13 protein-coding genes and 1 pseudogene are annotated in these 17,720 nt (G+C 60.3%); 12 read left to right on the top strand and 2 right to left on the bottom strand.

From position 1 onward, the window contains the following. Positions 1–116 precede the first annotated feature (116 nt). The 12 genes from LHW45_05720 to LHW45_05665 all read left to right on the top strand — a co-directional run bounded on the left by LHW45_05720 (position 117) and on the right by LHW45_05665 (position 15,317). On the top strand, positions 117–2,675 hold the full coding sequence (locus LHW45_05720; GenBank protein ID MCB5285071.1) for a hypothetical protein: 2,559 nt from the start codon (positions 117–119) through the stop codon (positions 2,673–2,675). 186 nt (positions 2,676–2,861) lie between these two features. Next, positions 2,862–3,014 carry a hypothetical protein gene (locus tag LHW45_05715; GenBank protein MCB5285070.1) on the top strand — a complete coding sequence of 51 codons (153 nt, stop codon included), beginning with the start codon at positions 2,862–2,864 and terminating at the stop codon, positions 3,012–3,014. 452 nt (positions 3,015–3,466) lie between these two features. Further along, the gene (locus tag LHW45_05710) at positions 3,467–4,123 is read left to right on the top strand and encodes an FHA domain-containing protein (protein ID MCB5285069.1); all 657 of its coding nucleotides are present in this window, start codon (positions 3,467–3,469) and stop codon (positions 4,121–4,123) included. 8 nt (positions 4,124–4,131) lie between these two features. After that, positions 4,132–5,709 (top strand): FHA domain-containing protein, encoded by a 1,578-nt coding sequence (locus LHW45_05705; protein ID MCB5285068.1) that lies wholly within the window; start codon positions 4,132–4,134, stop codon positions 5,707–5,709. Between the two features lie 8 nt (positions 5,710–5,717). After that, on the top strand, positions 5,718–6,818 hold the full coding sequence (locus tag LHW45_05700) for a protein phosphatase 2C domain-containing protein (protein ID MCB5285067.1): 1,101 nt from the start codon (positions 5,718–5,720) through the stop codon (positions 6,816–6,818). 2 nt (positions 6,819–6,820) lie between these two features. After that, entirely contained in the window at positions 6,821–7,900 is a 1,080-nt protein-coding gene (locus tag LHW45_05695; protein MCB5285066.1) for a M48 family metallopeptidase, read from the top strand. 29 nt (positions 7,901–7,929) lie between these two features. After that, positions 7,930–8,409 (top strand): hypothetical protein, encoded by a 480-nt coding sequence (locus LHW45_05690; protein ID MCB5285065.1) that lies wholly within the window; start codon positions 7,930–7,932, stop codon positions 8,407–8,409. Then, positions 8,387–10,375: an ATP-binding cassette domain-containing protein gene (locus tag LHW45_05685; GenBank protein MCB5285064.1), complete on the top strand. Its 1,989-nt coding sequence runs from the start codon at positions 8,387–8,389 to the stop codon at positions 10,373–10,375. Before LHW45_05690 ends, LHW45_05685 begins: the two co-directional genes overlap by 23 nt. A gap of 207 nt (positions 10,376–10,582) precedes the next feature. Beyond that, positions 10,583–12,154 carry a CapA family protein gene (locus tag LHW45_05680; GenBank protein MCB5285063.1) on the top strand — a complete coding sequence of 524 codons (1,572 nt, stop codon included), beginning with the start codon at positions 10,583–10,585 and terminating at the stop codon, positions 12,152–12,154. Between the two features lie 122 nt (positions 12,155–12,276). After that, positions 12,277–13,527, top strand: coding sequence for an ABC transporter permease (locus LHW45_05675; GenBank protein MCB5285062.1), 1,251 nt, complete (start codon positions 12,277–12,279; stop codon positions 13,525–13,527). Positions 13,528–13,537: 10 nt separating this feature from the next. After that, positions 13,538–13,999 (top strand): ferritin family protein, encoded by a 462-nt coding sequence (locus LHW45_05670; GenBank protein ID MCB5285061.1) that lies wholly within the window; start codon positions 13,538–13,540, stop codon positions 13,997–13,999. A gap of 10 nt (positions 14,000–14,009) precedes the next feature. Next, entirely contained in the window at positions 14,010–15,317 is a 1,308-nt protein-coding gene (locus LHW45_05665; protein MCB5285060.1) for a replication-associated recombination protein A, read from the top strand. Positions 15,318–16,232: 915 nt separating this feature from the next. Here LHW45_05665 and eno read toward each other — a convergent pair. Next, positions 16,233–16,376, bottom strand: a pseudogene (gene eno, locus LHW45_05660) (phosphopyruvate hydratase). 30 nt (positions 16,377–16,406) lie between these two features. Then, positions 16,407–17,552 (bottom strand): hypothetical protein, encoded by a 1,146-nt coding sequence (locus tag LHW45_05655; protein MCB5285059.1) that lies wholly within the window; start codon positions 17,550–17,552, stop codon positions 16,407–16,409. Between the last annotated feature and the right edge of the window lie 168 nt (positions 17,553–17,720).

The following is a 17,720-nucleotide window of genomic DNA, read 5'->3' as shown; positions in this document are numbered from 1 at the left end:
TTTGGTTTTATTTTCAGCTTGGAGACAGTCTGGCCTCCGGCCCCATATTTGTCAACGCCAAATTTATCTTTACAGGATTCGGAATCCAAATTGCATGCCTCTCCAGTGGAGGAAAGATGAAAAGATCTCTGTTCCTGATCCTGTTTGCGGTGCCGCTGCTGCTGAGCGCGGCCAACTTTTCCGATCTGCCCACCGAGGTGGCGCAGCCGGATGGCTCCGTGCTCAAGTTGCTGGCTTCCGGAGACGAATACGCGAACCGCCTGCACGACGCGGACGGCTTCACCGTCATCCAGAGTCCCTCCGATGGCTGGCATTATTACGCCATCCGCTCCGGCGGCGAGCCCGTCCCTTCCGCCCACCGGGTGGGTTCCGCGGATCCGCGCGCCCTGGGCCTCGAACCCGGGATAAACATCTCTCCCGCGCGTTACCGCCAGAAAGTGCAGTTCATGAATTCCCACCCCCGCTCCGGCTCCAAAGGGCCGAACACCGGCACCGTTAACAACCTGGTGGTTTACATCAAATTCAGCGACCAAACGGAATTCAGCGATCCCCGCTCGGTTTACGACGCCAAATTCAACGCTGTGGGCGACGACCAATATTCCCTGCGCAACTACTTTCACCAGGTGAGCTACGACCAGCTGGATTACGTTTCCCACCACTTCCCGGACTGCGCTCCAAACCTGAATCTTTCCTACACCGACAGCCATCCCCGGGCCTACTTTCTGCCCTACAATTCCGTCACCAATCCCACCGGCTACCGCGATTTCCAGCGCACCGACCGCGAACATCAGCTGCTGGCCGACGCTCTGAACTTCATCGCCGCCCAGGTGCCCTCCACTTTGAACATCGACGCCGACAGTGACGGCTATGTGGACAACGTCTGCTTCATCATCCGCGGCCCCCACTCCGCCTGGGCCGACCTGCTCTGGGCGCATCGCTGGGCCCTTTACACCCAGGACGTTTACATCAACGGCAAAATGGTCTGGGATTTCACTTTCCAGCCGGAAAACCAGAACAGCGTGCGCACCCTCTGCCACGAAATGTTCCACAGCGTGGGCGCTCCGGACCTCTACCACTACGATTTTGACGGCATCACCCCCGCCGGCTGCTGGGACATCATGGAAAGCGGCGCCGGCCACATGGGCATGCACATGAAATACCGCTACGGCGGCTGGCTGCCCACCCTTCCCGCCATCGGACCCGGAACTTTCACCCTCAACCCCGTCACTTCGCCGGTCAACAACGTTTTCCGCTATGAACTGAACTCCACCGAATCCCTCGTTTTCGAATACCGCAAACGCGGCGCCGACATCTTCGAGGAAAACCTGCCCGGAAGCGGATTGCTGATCTACCGCGTCAATTCCACTATGGATGGCAACGCGGACGGCCCGCCGGATGAGGTTTACGTTTACCGCCCGGGAGGCTCCCAAACCGCCAACGGCTCTGTCTTCGACGCCACTTTCAGCGCCCAGGACGGCCGCACCGCCTTCAACCAATACACTGATCCCTTCTGCTTCCTCAGCTACGGCAACCCCGCCCCGGTGAATATCCACAGCGTCTCGGAAGCCCATGATACCATCACTTTCACGCTTTCCACCCCCGCCGCGGCCTACCCGCCCCTGATCTCGGATCTGGTTCCCGCCGACGGCGCCATCCTTACCGCCGCCATGACCCAGGTCTCCGCGGACATCGACGCCCTGGGCTCGAGCCTGAGCCTGGTGGAATTCCGCCTCGACGACCTGATCGTGGGAACCGCCTACGCCGAACCCTGGACGGCGAACATCCCGAACGGCTGGCTCACTCCGGGGGCGCACATCCTCGAGGTCCGCGCCGTCAACGCCGCCAGCCTCGAAACCAGCGCCCTGGCCCGGGTGCGGGTGGTCGATCCGCTGCAGCCCACCTGGTTTGGCTGGCTGAGCGATGCTCCGGCCTGGGACGAATACGGCCGCGGCGCTGTGCCCATCCAGATAGCGCTGGAACTGGATCTGGGCCCCCAGGAATATCTGGTGAAAAAACTGGCTTTCGACGCGGTGGCCGATCCCTGGGGCCTTCCGGCCCAGCCGGGACTGGTGAACGCGAAGATCCACCGCTTTGCCAGCGGCGCCATCTCGGATGAGATCCTGCTCGACATCGGCAACGTCACCAGCCCCATGAACGGCAGGTTCGAACACACCGTGAACAGCCTCACCCCCGTCTCCGGGCACGTGGCCGTGGTGCTAAACCTCTTTGAATACCAAAACCTGCGCTTCGACGTGAACGGCGCCTGCGGCCACAGCTGGACCACCGAACCCGGCCGGCCCTGGACCGACGCCCTCGCCCGCGGCGTATTGGGCGCGGCCGCCATCGAACTGGAGCTGCAAACGCCGGGCTCTGCAACCGAAGACCTGGTTTTCCCCAGCCCGGATCCCACGCTGCGCGCCTGGCCCAATCCCTTCGCCGCCAGCGCCGTGATCTGCCTGGAACTGAAAGCCGCCGGCCCAACGGAACTCGTTGTTTACAACCTCCGCGGTCAAAAGGTCCGCGCCCTGCTGGATTCCCGCCTCGACAAGGGCCGTCACGAGATCGTCTGGGACGGCCTGGACCACTCCGGCCGCGCCGTTTCCCCCGGCATCTACCTCTGCAGCCTGAAAACAGAAGGGTGCGCCACAACCTTGCGCCTCGCCAGGGTCAGATAGACATCTGGCCGCGAGCGTGTCATTCCGATCCCGCGTAAAGCCCCGTAGCGCAGGATTCCGATCCTGCGTAAAGACCAAACGCAGCATTGGCATGCTGCGCTACGCCTTCAGCCGCTTCGTCATTCCGGGACGACGCAGTCGGGCCCGGAATCCAGACGGTGTGGGTAATGCCCTGGGAGGGTGTCGATGCAGACTACGTCTGGATCGACCCCGCATTGGCCTGAGACTGGGATGGGCTATTCCCGCCAGGTCTGGATTCGATTCACCCCACCGGCCAACAAGTTGTCCGGCGAGGACCCCGACGGATCTCCGGCGCTGAAGCACCTGCGTCCGGAATGACGTGCGTTTGAGGCGGGGAGAGGGATGTTCTGCTGTAGTCGATGCTCCTGCGTCGCTCGACGCCAGCGGGGTGGTGATGTTAAAATCCGTAAATCCGTTCAATCCGTAAATCCGTATGAAATGTGAATGCCCCGGTTCTGCTGTAGTCGATGCTCGTATCTCGCTCGACTCCAGCGGAGTGAAGTTTCGCTTGACAACTTATTGGTTTTCGGGCGTTAGTTTTCGAACGCGGCCTTGAGCGGCCGCGCCCCTGGAATCATCATGAGAAAGGGTGATGGAGGTTCGATGCGATATCTGCCTGAAGGTATTTTTGGCCAGCCGCCAGCGGGCGCGCCAGCGTCCTGTGGCGGTGGGGGTCCGCCCCTTTCCCTCCGCTTCTATCCGCGGGGATATTCCATCCCCCGGCCAGATTCCAAGCCCACTGAAGCTAATAAACAGATATGGAGAGTATCATGAAATGCCCCGCGTGCAACGCCACCAATCCCGACCACGCCACTTTCTGCAAATCCTGCGGCAAAGCGCTGCGCAGCAACCTGCGCACCTGCCCGAACGGCCACGATTACGATGCCAGCCTGCCTTCCTGCCCGCATTGCCCTCCGCCCCGCACGGCGAATCTGGGCCAAGCACCCACCGCCAGGATGGGCGATGAAGCCGACAAAACCAGGCTGGACACCGCCAAACCGAAGCTGGGGCCAAGCGGTTCCGGACCGGGAGCCCCGCTCAACGACAAAACCGTGATCCTGGGCAGGCCGGAAGCCGTTCCCGGCGCCGCTCCCGCCACGGACGGAAAACCGCGTCCGCAGGTGAACCGGATGCTCACCGGCTGGCTGGTGACCTTCGATGTGGATGCCAACGGCCTGGATTTCAAGGTCTATCAGGGCCGCCACGTGATCGGCAGCGCCCCGGGCTGCGACATCCAGCTGAAGCTTCCCGGCGTTTCGGCCGAGCACGCCATCCTGCTGAGCCGCAACGGCAAATTCATCATCGAGGACAACCTTTCCTCGAACGGGACCTTCGTGAACGGGGAAATGATCGAAGACAAGGTGTATCTGAACGAAAACGACATCATCCGGATCGCCACCATCGACCTGAAACTGAAGACCGTGTGAGGTGCACGATGCGCAGAACGCTGATCCTGCTTTTGCTCTGCACGCCGCTCTGGGCGCAGAACATCAGCCTCAACCACCTGAAGACCAACACCGACAACTTTCCCCAAATGGTGCACAGCTCCGTGCTGGCCCTGGACAACGCCAGCGAACCGCTCAAAAACCTGAACGCCGGGAACTTCCGCATCTCCCTGGGCGGCGCGGCGGTGGACACCCTGCTGAACGTGACCACCTTTGAAAATTCCAAGCAGGGCCTCTCCATCCTCGTGTGCGTGGACGTTTCCGGCTCCATGAAGGGCAAGCCTCTGGCCAGCGTGAAAGACGCCCTGCTGAGCTTCATCGGCGAAAAGCGCGACAACGACGAGATCGCCATCCTGGCCTTTGCCGAACAGACCGAACTGATCTGCGATTTCAGCACGGACACGGAGTTTCTGCGCGAGAGCATCGCCAACCTGAAGATCCTGCCCGGCGACACCTCGCTGTATTACAGCATCGACAAGGGTTTGGACCGCCTGAGCGGGCCCGCCGCCAAGAATGAGGGCCGCTTCATGATCCTCTTTTCCGACGGCAAGGAAGACAATCCCGCCACCGCCTTCACCCTGGACGGGGTGATAGCCAAAGCCCGCGCCAAGCAAATCCCCATCTTCGCGGCGGGCTACACCACGCAGGACAGGCAATATCTGCAAGTTTTGGACCGCGTTTCCCAGCAAACCGGAGGCAGCTATTACGACGCGCCGGACGCCCAGAGCCTGAGCGAGCATTTCGGCAAGGTGAGCCGCCAGATCCTGGGCTCCTATATCCTCAGCTATCCTGTGTTCGGGCTGGCCGGCGACGGCCTGGAAAAAGACCTGAGCATCACCCTCGCCCAAGGCGCTTTCAAAGCGGAATTTCCGGACCCCGTGAAGGTGCGGGTGCCGGCCAACCGGGAAGCCATCAGCGGCCCGGATGAGATCGACCCGGAAGGCGGGGGCGGCCAACTTTCCCCGGGCTGGATCATCGGCATCATCGCCGCGCTGCTGGCCGCGGGGGCCGGGGTGTTCTTCTGGCTGAAGGCCAAAAAGAAGAAACGCCTGGCGGAACAGCGCCGCCAACAGGAAGAGGAAGAGCGCCTGCGCCAGGAACAGCAGGCCCGCTACCAAGAGGAACAGCGCCGCCTGGAAGAAGAACAGCGCCAGCTGCAGGAACAAACCCGGCGCGAATCCGAAACCCGCGTGCAGGACCAGGGTCCCCGCTCCCGTGAGCACACCGTGATCCTCAATCCCGGCACGGGCACCGGCGAATTCCGCGGCGGCAGCGGCAAGGGCCTCAGCCTGGAAGTGCTGATGGGCAGCGAGCAAGGCCAGATCTTCAACATCGGGGCCGAGGGCGCTACTTTGGGGCGGGCGCAGGGCAACAGCATCGTGCTCAACGATTCCACCGTCTCCTCACGCCACGCCCGCATCTACTGGAGCGACGGCCAGTTCTACATCGAAGACCTCGGCTCGCTCAACGGCGTGTTTGTGAACGGCCAGAAGGTTACCCTCAGCCGCGTCGAACAGGGCAGCACCTTCAAGCTGGGTTCGAACGAAGGCGTGTTTCGCCTTTACTGAGGCCCCCGATGAGCAGACACACCGCGGACAGGTTCGTGATCAGCAACCTCACCGACGTGGGGATGGTGCGTGAAAGCAATCAGGACTATTACGGCAAATACAGCGGCAGCTTCGGCGAGCTGATCCTGGTTTGCGACGGGATGGGCGGCTACAGCGGCGGCGAAGTGGCCTCCCAAGTGGCCGTGGAAACCATCTCCGCGCATTTCCAAAGCCTCGGCGCCGAATACAACGAGATCAACGAGCTGCACCGCTCCTTCAGCCTGGCCCAGCAAAACATCGCCCACCACGCCTCGGAAAACCCCGAACTGGCGGAAATGGGCACCACGGCGGTGGCACTGCTGATCAAGGACGAGCAATACTGGATCGCCTGGATCGGCGACAGCCGCATCTACCGAAGGCGCGGAGGCAACACCGAACAGCTTTCCAAAGACCATTCCTGGGTGCAGGGGATGGTGGACCAGGGCCTCATCAAAGCCGAAGACGCCAACGACCATCCCAAAAAGAACATCATCCTGCGCTCCCTGGGCGCGGAACCCCACGCCTCCGAAGCAGCTGGACCCTTTCCCCTCTTCCGCGGCGATGTGTTCATGCTCTGCTCCGACGGCCTTTCGGACTACTTTCCCCTCCCCGAGGTGAACCGCTTTCTGGCCCAGGAACCACCCCAGGCCTGCCGGGCCATGGTGGACGAGGCCAAACGCCGGGGCGGCAAGGACAACATCACCATCCAGGTGCTCAAAGTGGCGCAGGGAAAGGCCTACAAGCCCACGCCTCCACCCGGGGGCATCAACCTGCTCACGCTGGGGCTGGCGGTGCTGGCACTGGGACTGCTGCTCGGCGGCGGGATCAACTTCCTGAGGCTGGGGCGCGAGGAAAAACAGCAAAAGGAAACCGCCACGGCCGCTGTGAACGACAGCATCGCGATCATCACCCGCGATACAACCAGGACCGGGCGGGACAGCCTGAAGGCCGTGGACACAGATGGTGTGACCCCGCCTGGGGGCACCATCACTCCAGAGGCCGGAAAACCCGGCAAAGACATCCCCAACCCAGCCAAAGGAACTCCGCCTTTACCCAAAAAAGAGACCAAACCAAGCCCGAGAGGACATTGATGATGAAACACCGGATGTTACTCCTTGTCGCGTTGCTGCTGCTTTTGCTGCTGGCGGCCTGCGACAAGAACGCCATCAACCAGCTGGCCCGCCAGGAGCGCGACAAGATCGAGGCCCAGATCCAGAACATGCTGGGCGCGGACTATGAGATCGAGGAATTTGTGATCCAGGACGAAGGCTACGAGGACAACAAGAGCAGATACGTGATGAACTGCGTGGTGAAGCTCAACAAAAAGCCGCTGGGCTTCGCGCCGCAGGAGATCCCCTGGCGCCTGGAGTTTGAGAAGCGGAACGGCAAATGGGTCTGCAGCAAGAGCGCGGTGAACATTTTGGGCGGGGGAAACCTCTTCAGCCAGGGCGATCCGCCTTCCGGCGACAGTGACCTTCCCAGCGGGGAAACCGGGCCGGATGACATCCTGGCCAGCCTGCAAGGGCTCTTGGGCGGCGTGGACCAGGGCCTGCTGAACATCACCGCCCTGAGCACCGAGGAGGAAAACCAGGTGGGCGCCGAACTGCAAAGCCGGATCCTGGCAGACCTGGGAACCTCCGGCAGCGGCAAATTCAACGCGCAGTCCATCTTCAAAAAGATCAAAGCCCACTCTTCCCGCCAGGACCTGGCCTGGGAATGCACGGTAACGGCCGACAACGAGTTCAACGCCTTCGCCGTGGCCGGGGGCAAAACCTTTCTCAACCGGGGCCTGCTCAGCGGCCTGGACAGCGAGGCCGAGCTGGCCTTCGTGATCGCCCACGAGATCGCCCACAACGACCTCAAACACTGCGTGCAAAGCATCCAGCACGCCGTGCGGGCCAGCCAGATCGACCCCCTTTTGGGCGAGGTGGTGGGCGTGGCTTATTCCATCTACAAACACCCCTTTTCCCAGGAAATGGAGTATGCCGCCGACAAACGCGGGGTGGAACTGATGACCGCCGCCGGCTGGTCCAAGCAGGGCGCCATCTCCTTTTTCCGCAAGCTGCAAAGGTATGAGCCCAGCGCCGAGGACCCCGGCATCCAGGCCGTGAACGATTTCATCTCCACCCATCCCACCGCGCAAAAGCGGATCGAGCGCATCGAAAAGATGTAGCCCCGGATCCGCCAAAGGTTTTGAACATTATGGAAAATCCCCGTTTCTATTTCAGCTTCCGCTGGTGGCACATCCCGCTGATCCTGCTGGTGCTCTTACTGGGCTGGCTGGCCTGGGCAAGCACCTGGGATTTCGAGCCGGAAGTGACGCCCCACATATTCCCCAACCCCTCCCTGGAAGTGAAGAACAACGCCTGGGTGGGCTACCATGTGGAACCCTTCGAGATCCGCTTCATCGACAGGGATAACGACATCCCCCTCATCCTCCACAGTGATGAACCCCAATTCGTTAAAGCCCGCCAATCCACCAACATTCCCCTGAAGATCAAGGCGGGGGACATTGCCAACCTCCAGCTGAAGAGCTTGCTGAGCATCCGGGTGCAGTCCACCGTGACCGCCACCCGCTGGGGCCTGAGCAGAACCGTTCGCGTGAACAAGGACATGAATATTCTGGACCTGATGGGCCAAACCATCAAGCTCGCCACCGATGCTCTGTCCCAGCTGCCATAGGCAGATCGATTCCGACTCGGTCTTTTGCCCCTTCTGCGGCAAACGCCCGTCGGACACGCCCGCCCAGGCCAAAAGCTCCTATGTGATCGGCCGGGCGCCCAGCTGCGACATCATCCTGGACAACATCCGGGTCTCGCGCAACCACGCCCGCCTGTTCCAAAGCGGCGGCAACTGGGTGCTGGAGGACAGCGGCAGCCAGAACGGCACCTTCGTGAACGGCAGGCGGATCAGCTCCACCCCCGTTTCCGCCACCGACACCATCGTGATCGCCGGCATCCCGCTGCGGCTGGAAGAGATAGTAAAAGCCAAACCACAGCAGCTCTGGACCCAGAAACTCCGCTTCGTGGCCCAGAACCTCAGCTACAGCGTGCCGGAAAAAACGCTCATCGACGACATCTCCCTCTGCTTCGAACCCGGCCAGTTCATCGGCCTGGTGGGCCCCTCCGGCTGCGGCAAAACCACCCTGATGCTGATGCTCAACGGCTATTACCAGCCCACCCGCGGCGTGGTGCGCCTGAACAACCTTTCCGTGCACAAAAATCCCGAGGCCCTCAAAGGCCAGATCGGCTATGTGCCCCAGGACGACATCATCCACCGCGAACTCACGGTGGAGGAATCGCTGCGCTACACCAGCCAGCTGCGCCTGGGCAACAGCCTTTCCGAGGAGGAGCGCGCAGCCCAGATCGAGCGCATCATCAAGGACCTGAACCTCCAGCCGAGCCGCCACGTGCTGATCGGCTCCGCGGAACGCCGGGGCATCAGCGGCGGCCAGCGCAAACGGGTGAACATGGCCCAGGAACTGGTCACCGAGCCGCTGCTCTACTTTTTGGACGAACCCACCAGCGGCCTCGACCCCCGCACCGACCGCGAGGTGATGACCCTGCTGAAAGGCATCGCCGACCGCGGCCACATCGTGGTGCTCACCACCCACAAGATCGACCGCCTGAACTTCAGCATCTTCACCCACGTGATCGTGATCGGCGAAGGCGGCAGGCTGGCCTATTACGGCAAGGCGGACGAGGCGGCGGCCTATTTCAAGGTGCAGGACCCGGAGCAGATCTTCGAGGTGTTGGAACGCCGCGGCAGCCGCGATCTGCAGCAGGATTACCTGCGCAGCCCCCATTTCCGCGACATGGTGGCCAACGGGATGGACAAGATCCCCTCGGAACACGTGGTCCAGAGGTCCCGCTTCGCCGTGGATCCCTGGCAACAATACCTGGTTTTGGTGAGCCGGGCCTTCCGCATCAAGGCCCGCGACACCATGAGCACCCTCATCCTGCTGCTCCAGGCGCCCATCATCGGGCTCTTTCTGCTGCTGGTTTTCGGCCAGAACCAAACCCGTCAGTATCTGCCCGCCATGCTGTTCATGGCGCTCATCGCCGCCATCTGGCTGGGCTGCTCCAATTCCGCCCGCGAGATAGTTTGCGAACAGACCATCTTCCAGCGCGAACACAAGGCCGCGCTAAGCCTGGGCGCCTATCTGGGCTCCAAGGTGACCGTGCTGGGGCTCCTCTGCGCCGTGCAGTGCCTGATCCTGGCCCTCTTCGCCCAGATCTCCTTCGCCGGCTCCGGCGTGCTGGGGATCGGCTTTTTTCCCCTCTTTCTGGTGCTGCTGCTCACCTCCTTCACCGCCATGCTGATGGGATTGGCCATCTCCGCCCTGGCCAAAACCGGTGAGGCCGCCATGGCCATCGTGCCCATCACCCTCATCCCCCAGATCGTGCTGGGCGGCCTGATCGTCTATTTCAAGGACCTCGGCGCTTTCGGACAGCTGCTGGCCGCGCCCGTCCTCAGCCGCTGGGCCTACGAACTCACCCTGCTGCTGGACGGCACCCAGGTGGCCGACAGCGTTCTGGGCTTCAACCTGGGCAACATCGGCGCGGACTTCGCGGTGATCCTGCTGCTGGCCCTGGCCTTTACTGGCACGGCCTTCGCCCTGCTGAAGCACAAAACCGGGCTGAAATAAGCCGGCTGATCAGAGCAGCAAACATCTTATCTGCATATAGATAGCGATGTTTTCTGTCTTCCCGGGCAGATTTTAGCTTGACATTCTCCCCCTTGCAACCATGATGGTCTTCCGAGTTGCAAACAATTGTAAATACAGTGCTTGAGTGTCCCCACCCGAACGTGCTTCTGAATATGCGCCGGGGACGCATGCAAAAATGGAGAATTTATGCCGATAGATAGAGCCAAAGTGTCCATCCGGGCAGTGATCCGGATGCTCAAACCCGGCCGCTTCCTGCTGCTGGCAGTGGTGATGATGGCCGAAGCCGTTCAACCCGCGGGAGCCACGATCAGCACCCGCGACAAAAGTTACGCCGAGATCACCCGCAGCATGGTGGAAACCAGCCGCCTCCATCTCGGCCGCCCCTACCAGTTTCGCAATCCCCAGGGCGCCATCATGGACTGCAGCGGTTTTGTGCAGTGGATCTTCTCGCTGCACGATGTCCGCATCCCCCGCACCTCCAGGGACCAGGGCGCCAGCAGCCGGCGGATCCCGCTTTCCGACGCCCGCCCCGGCGACCTGATGTTCTTCCGCGGCACCAAGGGAAATTCCAACGTGATCGGCCACGTGGCCATGGTGGTGGAAAACACCGGCAAGACGCTGAAGATGATCCACAGCTCCTCCCGCGGCGTGGTGATCGACGAATATTATTCCAGCCCCAGCTACGTCCGGCGCTTCCTCTACGCGGGCCGCATGCCCCAGCTGGAAGCCAAATATCCCAGCCATGTGCCTCCCGCCCGCAACATCACCGTGATCGGCGTGGGCGACATCATGCTGGGCACGAACTACCCCTCGGCCCAGTATTTGCCGCCCAACGACGGCAAGGACCTGCTGGCGCCCGTGAAAGACATCCTGCAGGGCGCGGACCTCACCTTCGCCAACCTCGAGGGGGTGATCCTCACAGGCAAAGGCACGCCGAAGCAATGTTCCAACCCCTCCACCTGCTTCGCCTTCAAGAGCCCGGACCACTATGCCCACTACCTGAAGGACGCCGGGATCGACGTGGTGAGCCTGGCGAACAACCACAGCGGCGATTTTGGCTATATCGGACTGCGCAACACCGTGATGAAGCTGGATTCCCTGGGCATCAGCTTCGCCGGCCGCAAAGAATATCCCTCCAGGACCTTCGAACGGGACGGCGTCCGCTACGGCTTTGCCGCCTTTGCCCCCAACACCGGCACCATGCAGATCAACGACTATGCCACCGTGACCAAAACGATCAGGGAACTGGACGAAAAATGCGACATCGTGATCGTCTCTTTCCACGGCGGGGCCGAAGGCGCGGACAAGACCCGCGTGACCGGCAAGACGGAATTTTATCTGAATGAAAACCGCGGCAATCCCCACGAATTCGCCCGCGTGGCGATCGATGCCGGAGCGGATGTGGTGTTCGGCCACGGTCCCCACGTCACCCGCGCCATCGATCTTTACAAGGGCCGCTTCATCGCCTACAGCCTGGGCAATTTCGCCACCTACGGCCGTTTCAACCTCTCCGGCAAGCTGGGCATCGCCCCCGTCGTGAAGCTGAACCTGAAGAGCGACGGCGAGTTCGTCGAGGGCGAGATCATCTCCGTGAAACAGCCCGGCAAAGGCGGTCCCGTGCCCGATGAGAGCAAGGCCGCCCTCAGCGAGGTCATCACCCTCACCGGCCTCGATTTTCCGGACAGCGAACTGCTGATCAGCCCCGAAGGCAAGGTAACCCGCAAGAACGCGGAGCCGGCCATCAGCCTGAACAAATAACCCGCCACCCGAAACCACAGCCATTCAGCCGGCCCAGAGCCGGCTTTTTTCGCGCCCGGCCTGCCCCGGGAGGAAAATCACTTGACCAATGTGCCGCCTCCAATATCCTCGCCCGCATGGATATGAACCGCAGCAAGCTGTGGCTGGCGCTGAAATACCTGCGCGGCCAGGGTCATGGCTTCATCAACCGCTCGCACTGGCTCACGATCGCCGGGATCACCCTCGGCGTCACGGCCCTGATCTGCGTTGGCAGCGTGATGAACGGGCTCCGGGAGGATGTGCGCCAGCGCATCACCGGCACCCTCAGCGAGATCAAGCTCAGCGCTCCCGGCGGCGCGGCGGTTCCCCATCCCCGCCCTTTGGTGGACAGCCTTCGCGCCCTGGGCTACCAGGCGGCCCCGGTGATCCGCAGCGAGCTCATCCTCAAACAGGGCGACCGCATCTGGTCCACCCTCTGTTTCGGGATCGATCCCCAGCTTCATGCCGGGATCAGCGCCGCCTTGCAGTCCCGGCTGTCCGCCACAGGCTCCGAGGTGCAGGGCATCCTCTCCGGCGGGATCGACGGCCCGGATTTCGCGGTCAACGGCATCGCCCTGGGCTATGGCCTCGCCGCCGAGATCAACGCCCGCGTGGGCGACGAACTCCAGTTGCTGTCCCCCGTTTTTGACGTTCCCACGGCCTTCGGCATGCTGCCCAAGGTCCGCCCCGTTCGCGTGGCCGCCATTTTCAACGCCGGCATGCCCGAATACAACTCCACTTTCAGCTATGTCCCGCTGTCCACCGCCGCCTTTTTCCGCGGCTACACGGACGAGGTGGACTACGTGGAGGTGAAAAGCCCCAACGCCAGCTCGCCCCAGCGCCACACCCGCCGGATCCGGAGCCTCTTCAAAGGCTGGCAGGTGGAGGATTGGAGCGCCTACGACGCCAGCCTTTACAGCGCCCTCCGTTTCGAGAAATTCCTCATGTTCGTGATCATGCTCTTCATGTATGTGATCGCCAGTTTCAACCTCACCGGCTCCATGCTCAAGACCATTGCCCAGAAGAAGCGAGAGCTGGGCCTGCTCAAGGCTTTCGGCTACCGCGAAACGGACCTGCGCGAACTCTTTTTGTATCAATCGCTGATCCTGGCCACCCTCGGGATCATCCTGGGCCTGATCATCTCCACCGCCCTGCTCCTGGTGCAGAAGCGCTTCGGCCTGCTCTCCATGGGGATGGGTGACGCCGGCCCGCTGCCCCTCCCGGTGATCTTCTCCTTTTCGGATTATCTCACCGTGGTGCTCGTTTCCTATTTCATCACCCTCATCAGCGTGATCCTGCCTTTGCTCAGGCTTAAAAAGATCAAACCCATCGAACTCATCCGCCAAACCACCTGAAGGAACCATCATGGACAAGAAAGAACTGTACCTTATCGCCCTGGCCCAGGAGATCCGCTCCCAGAGGCTCTACGCCGCCCTGGCCAAAAGCTTTTCCCAGCCTGCCAACGCCGCCCTCTTCACCGAACTGCGGGTCCTCGAGGAAAACCACGAGGCCAAGCTGCGCCAGGCTTTTCATTTTCCCGGACTGGAGCCGGAACCGCTTCAGCTGAAAGAGCCGGACCTCAGCGGAGTTGACCTCAGTGATCCCGCCCAACTGCTCCAGTTCGCCATCGGACGCGAGGCCAAGGCCGGCGGACACTATCTCGCCTTCGCCGAACAGACCTCCGAGCCGGAACTCAAGCAGCTGCTGCTGGATCTCGCCGCCGAAGAGGACAAACACCACTCCCTGCTTTTGGCCGAGAAACAGCGGATCCTGGGCGCGCTCGAATGGTTCGACCCCAGCGAGCTCGGCGGCTTCATGGATTTCTGAAGGACTGCCTGTGAACGGCGATCAGACCGACTTCCTGGCTGAGCCGGAACAGGACCGGCGCGACGCCCCCCTGGCCGAGCGGCTCCGTCCCTCCAGCCTGGAAGACCTTCGCGGCCAAGCCAAGCTGGTGGCCAAAAACTCCCTGCTGAGCCAGATGATCGCCTCCGGGGAATATCACTCGTTCATCCTCTGGGGCCCGCCCGGAACCGGGAAAACCACCATCGCCCGCATCATCGAACGCTGTTCCGGCCACCGCTTCGTCCAGTTCAGCGCCGTCCTTTCCGGCATCGGCGACGTCAAGGCCGTGATGAAGGATGCCGCCTACGCCCATAAACGCCACAACCAGCGCACCATCATCTTCATCGACGAGATCCACCGCTTCAACAAATCGCAGCAGGACGCCTTTCTGCCCTATGTGGAAAGCGGCGCGGTGATCCTCATCGGCGCCACCACGGAAAATCCCTCCTTCGAGGTGATCCCGGCCCTGCTCTCGCGCTGCCACGTGTTCGTGCTCTCGATGCTTTCCGAGGAAGACCTCGCCGCCATCCTGGCCAAAGGCTTCGCGGAACTGGGTTTGGAGGATGACGAGGCCGTCCGCGGCTGGCTGGCCCAACAGAGCGGAGGCGACGCCCGCCGCGCCCTCAACCAGCTGGAACTGCTGGAGCCCTGGCTGAAAGAGGATCCCCACCCCGACCTCAAGGAACTCGCCGCCATCCTCGAAAAGAAGACCATGTTTTACGACAAGGACCGCGAGGAACACTACAACCTCATCTCCGCGCTCCACAAATCCCTCCGCGGCTCCGATCCCCAGGCCGGGCTCTACTGGCTGGCGCGGATGCTGGAAGCCGGCGAGGACCCCCGCTATCTGGTCCGCCGCCTCATCCGCTTCGCCTCCGAGGATGTTGGCCTGGCCGATCCCCAAGCCCTCCTCCAGGCCATCGCCGCCAAGGAAACCGTGATGTTCCTGGGCATGCCGGAAGCCAGCAATGCCCTCGCCCAGCTGGTGGTTTACCTGGCCACCGCGCCCAAAAGCAACGCCCTCTACACCGCCTATTCAGCCGCCGCCGAAGAAGCCCGCAAAACCAGCCACTACGGCGTTCCGCTGCACATCCGCAACGCCCCCACCCAGCTGATGAAAGAGCTCGATTACGGCAAGGATTACCGCTACGACCACGCCAGCGCCAACCACTACGCCTACCAGAAGTATTTCCCGGACCAGATGCCGGAAAAGACTTACTATGCCCCCGGCGAATTCGGCTTCGAGAAAGAGATCGCCAAACGCCTCGAATGGTGGCTGAAACTGCGGCGGAAAAATTAACATAAGCTTTGGGCGCAGCCTGGAGTCCAGCGAGCCCGCGAGCTTGGACTTCAGGAGCTGTTGCTGCCGTCGATACTGCGTCGAGGCACAAACGGAAAGCTGAAAAACAGAGGCGCAGAGAGACAGAGAGGTGATGGGACGAGGGAAAGCGCGGGAAAAACAGGCTCTCTTTCAAATCAAGTGGGTTGAGTGACAAAATGACCGAAGAACCTCAACCCAACAAGTATCGACGCGTCATTCCGGAAAAGCCACGCTGGAGTCGAGCGAGGTACGAGCATCGACTACAGCAGAACACCCCCCACCCTTCCCCAAACCCACGTCATTCCGGACGCAGGTGCTTTAGCGCCGGAGATCCGGAATCCAGACGGTGTGGGTAATGCCCTGGAAGGGAGTCGATGCTCCTGCGTCGCTCGACTCCAGCTTCACCGCCCGGAATGACGGAGCGGGAGAGGGAAAGTCTGTATCCAGCCGATCCCTCCACCCACTCAGTTTGAAAGAGAGCCGAAAAGAAAACCCTTGACATCCCTGTAATGTGTCACTGAAAACTTCAAATTCTTATCACTTGGACAAGTGACGCTACCGCATTGTCTATAAATGGGATATGGGAGGTGAATCAGTTCTGTGTTGGGCTTGGACACTCCTATTGGATATGGACTTTTCTATCATCAAAAACTTCAAATCCGGTCACTATACTGATTTACGTGGACATTTACTGGAACAAAGCAAGTTCCAAGTTTCTGGGCGTAACCATCTATAATGAAATAAGATAGAAAGTCAGCAACACTTGGTGTTTTAGGCTTGGAAACCATCGGACTTGGACATTTGAAGTTTTCGGTGACACATTACACTGGGGAAATAAAAAAAGGCGGAAGCTCTTCCGCCTTAAGGGTCTATTTCTATAAACCAGCAGTCAGTTTAGACCGGGAGCTGTTTGATGATGGATCTGCCCGGGAACCGGGCTGCTTTACCGAGTTCCTCTTCGATCCGGAGGAGTTGGTTGTATTTGTCCACGCGTTCGCTGCGGGAAAGGGAGCCGGTCTTGATCTGACCGGTGTTCATAAACTGGTGGTGTTTCTTTAATCCTAAGCGCTATTTCGTTAGAGTTAGTTTCAGTGTAGCAATTCTGCCGATCAGATCCAATCTGGCCAGGTATACACCAGTGGAACAAGCGATTCCTTGTTCGTCCCGCCCGTCCCAGAGAACGATGACATCGCCTTGGGTAAAGTTTGACCGAGTTAAGTGCCTTACTTTCCGTCCTCTTAAATCATAAATGTCGATGACAACTTTCTCGTGGATACTATCAGGCTCCCTTCCTGTTACGGTTATTGCCGTGGTTGCAGCAAAGGGGTTGGGACTGGCCGATAGAAAAAGGTTTGGTGCGGGATTGGAGAAATCATCCTCTACCGGTGTTCCAAAGGAGAGTTTGGCGACGAAGATATCAAATACATCCCAATCACCGCTGGAAGTAATTGTGTAAGGTCCGAAGGCTGCGCTTCCTGCGAAACAACCAGTCAGATATGAGTTGCCGGCGCTATCGATGTCTATACTATAGGCAACGTCATTGCTGATGCCGCCGGCACTCTGCGCCCAAAGCCAGTTCCCAGCACTATCTAGGCTGGCGACGAAAATATCAGGGCCTCCATTGGACGTGAGCGTGATAGGGCCGAAAGCGTTGCTGCCTAAGAAATACCCGGTCAGATGGGGGTTGCCCATACTATCAGTCGAAATACTGAGACTATAGCCACCGGATGTTTCTCCATCACGGACAGCCCACAGCCAGTTGCCGTCTGAATCCAGTTTGGCGACGAAGATTGCGTGAGACCCGGTGGAAGTGAGTGTGTAAGGACCGAAATCGGCGCTACCCACCAAATATCCGGTCAAGTAAGCGTTTCCGAAACAATCAAGGGATATGGCACTGGACTCACCGCCTGCTCGAATGACCCAAAGCCAGTTGCCGCCTGAATCCAGTTTGGCTATAAAGAGGTTTCTCTCACCTATGGAGGTGATCGAATAGGGACCAAAATCAGCGCTGTAATAGAAAAATCCTGTGATCCAGCTATTACCTGAGCAATCCAAAGTAATGCTCAAACCCATGTCTATATATGGCCCCCCTGCTCTGACAGCCCACAGCCAGTTGCCGGAGGAATCTATCTTGGCGACAAATATTTCGATGCTTTCATTGGCGGTGAGCGTGAAAGGTCCAATTGAAGCGCTATGAAAAAAGTACCCTGTCAATAACGCGCTTCCCGCACTGTCAACAGCTATATCCTCGGATATCTGGCATTCCCCCATTTTTTTATACCAGCCTGATTTTCATTTGCCATGGTTCGATCAGATCGGCTCTATATGGTGACTTGTTGTAGTGGGTGACGCGTTGCAGGCAGATTCTGATCACTTGGCAGA

It is taken from the genome of Candidatus Cloacimonadota bacterium (assembly GCA_020532085.1).
Classification (GTDB): Bacteria; Cloacimonadota; Cloacimonadia; order Cloacimonadales; family Cloacimonadaceae; genus Syntrophosphaera.
The sequence above is the reverse complement of the archived record's forward strand: the minus strand, read 5'-3'. Positions and strand labels throughout refer to the sequence as shown.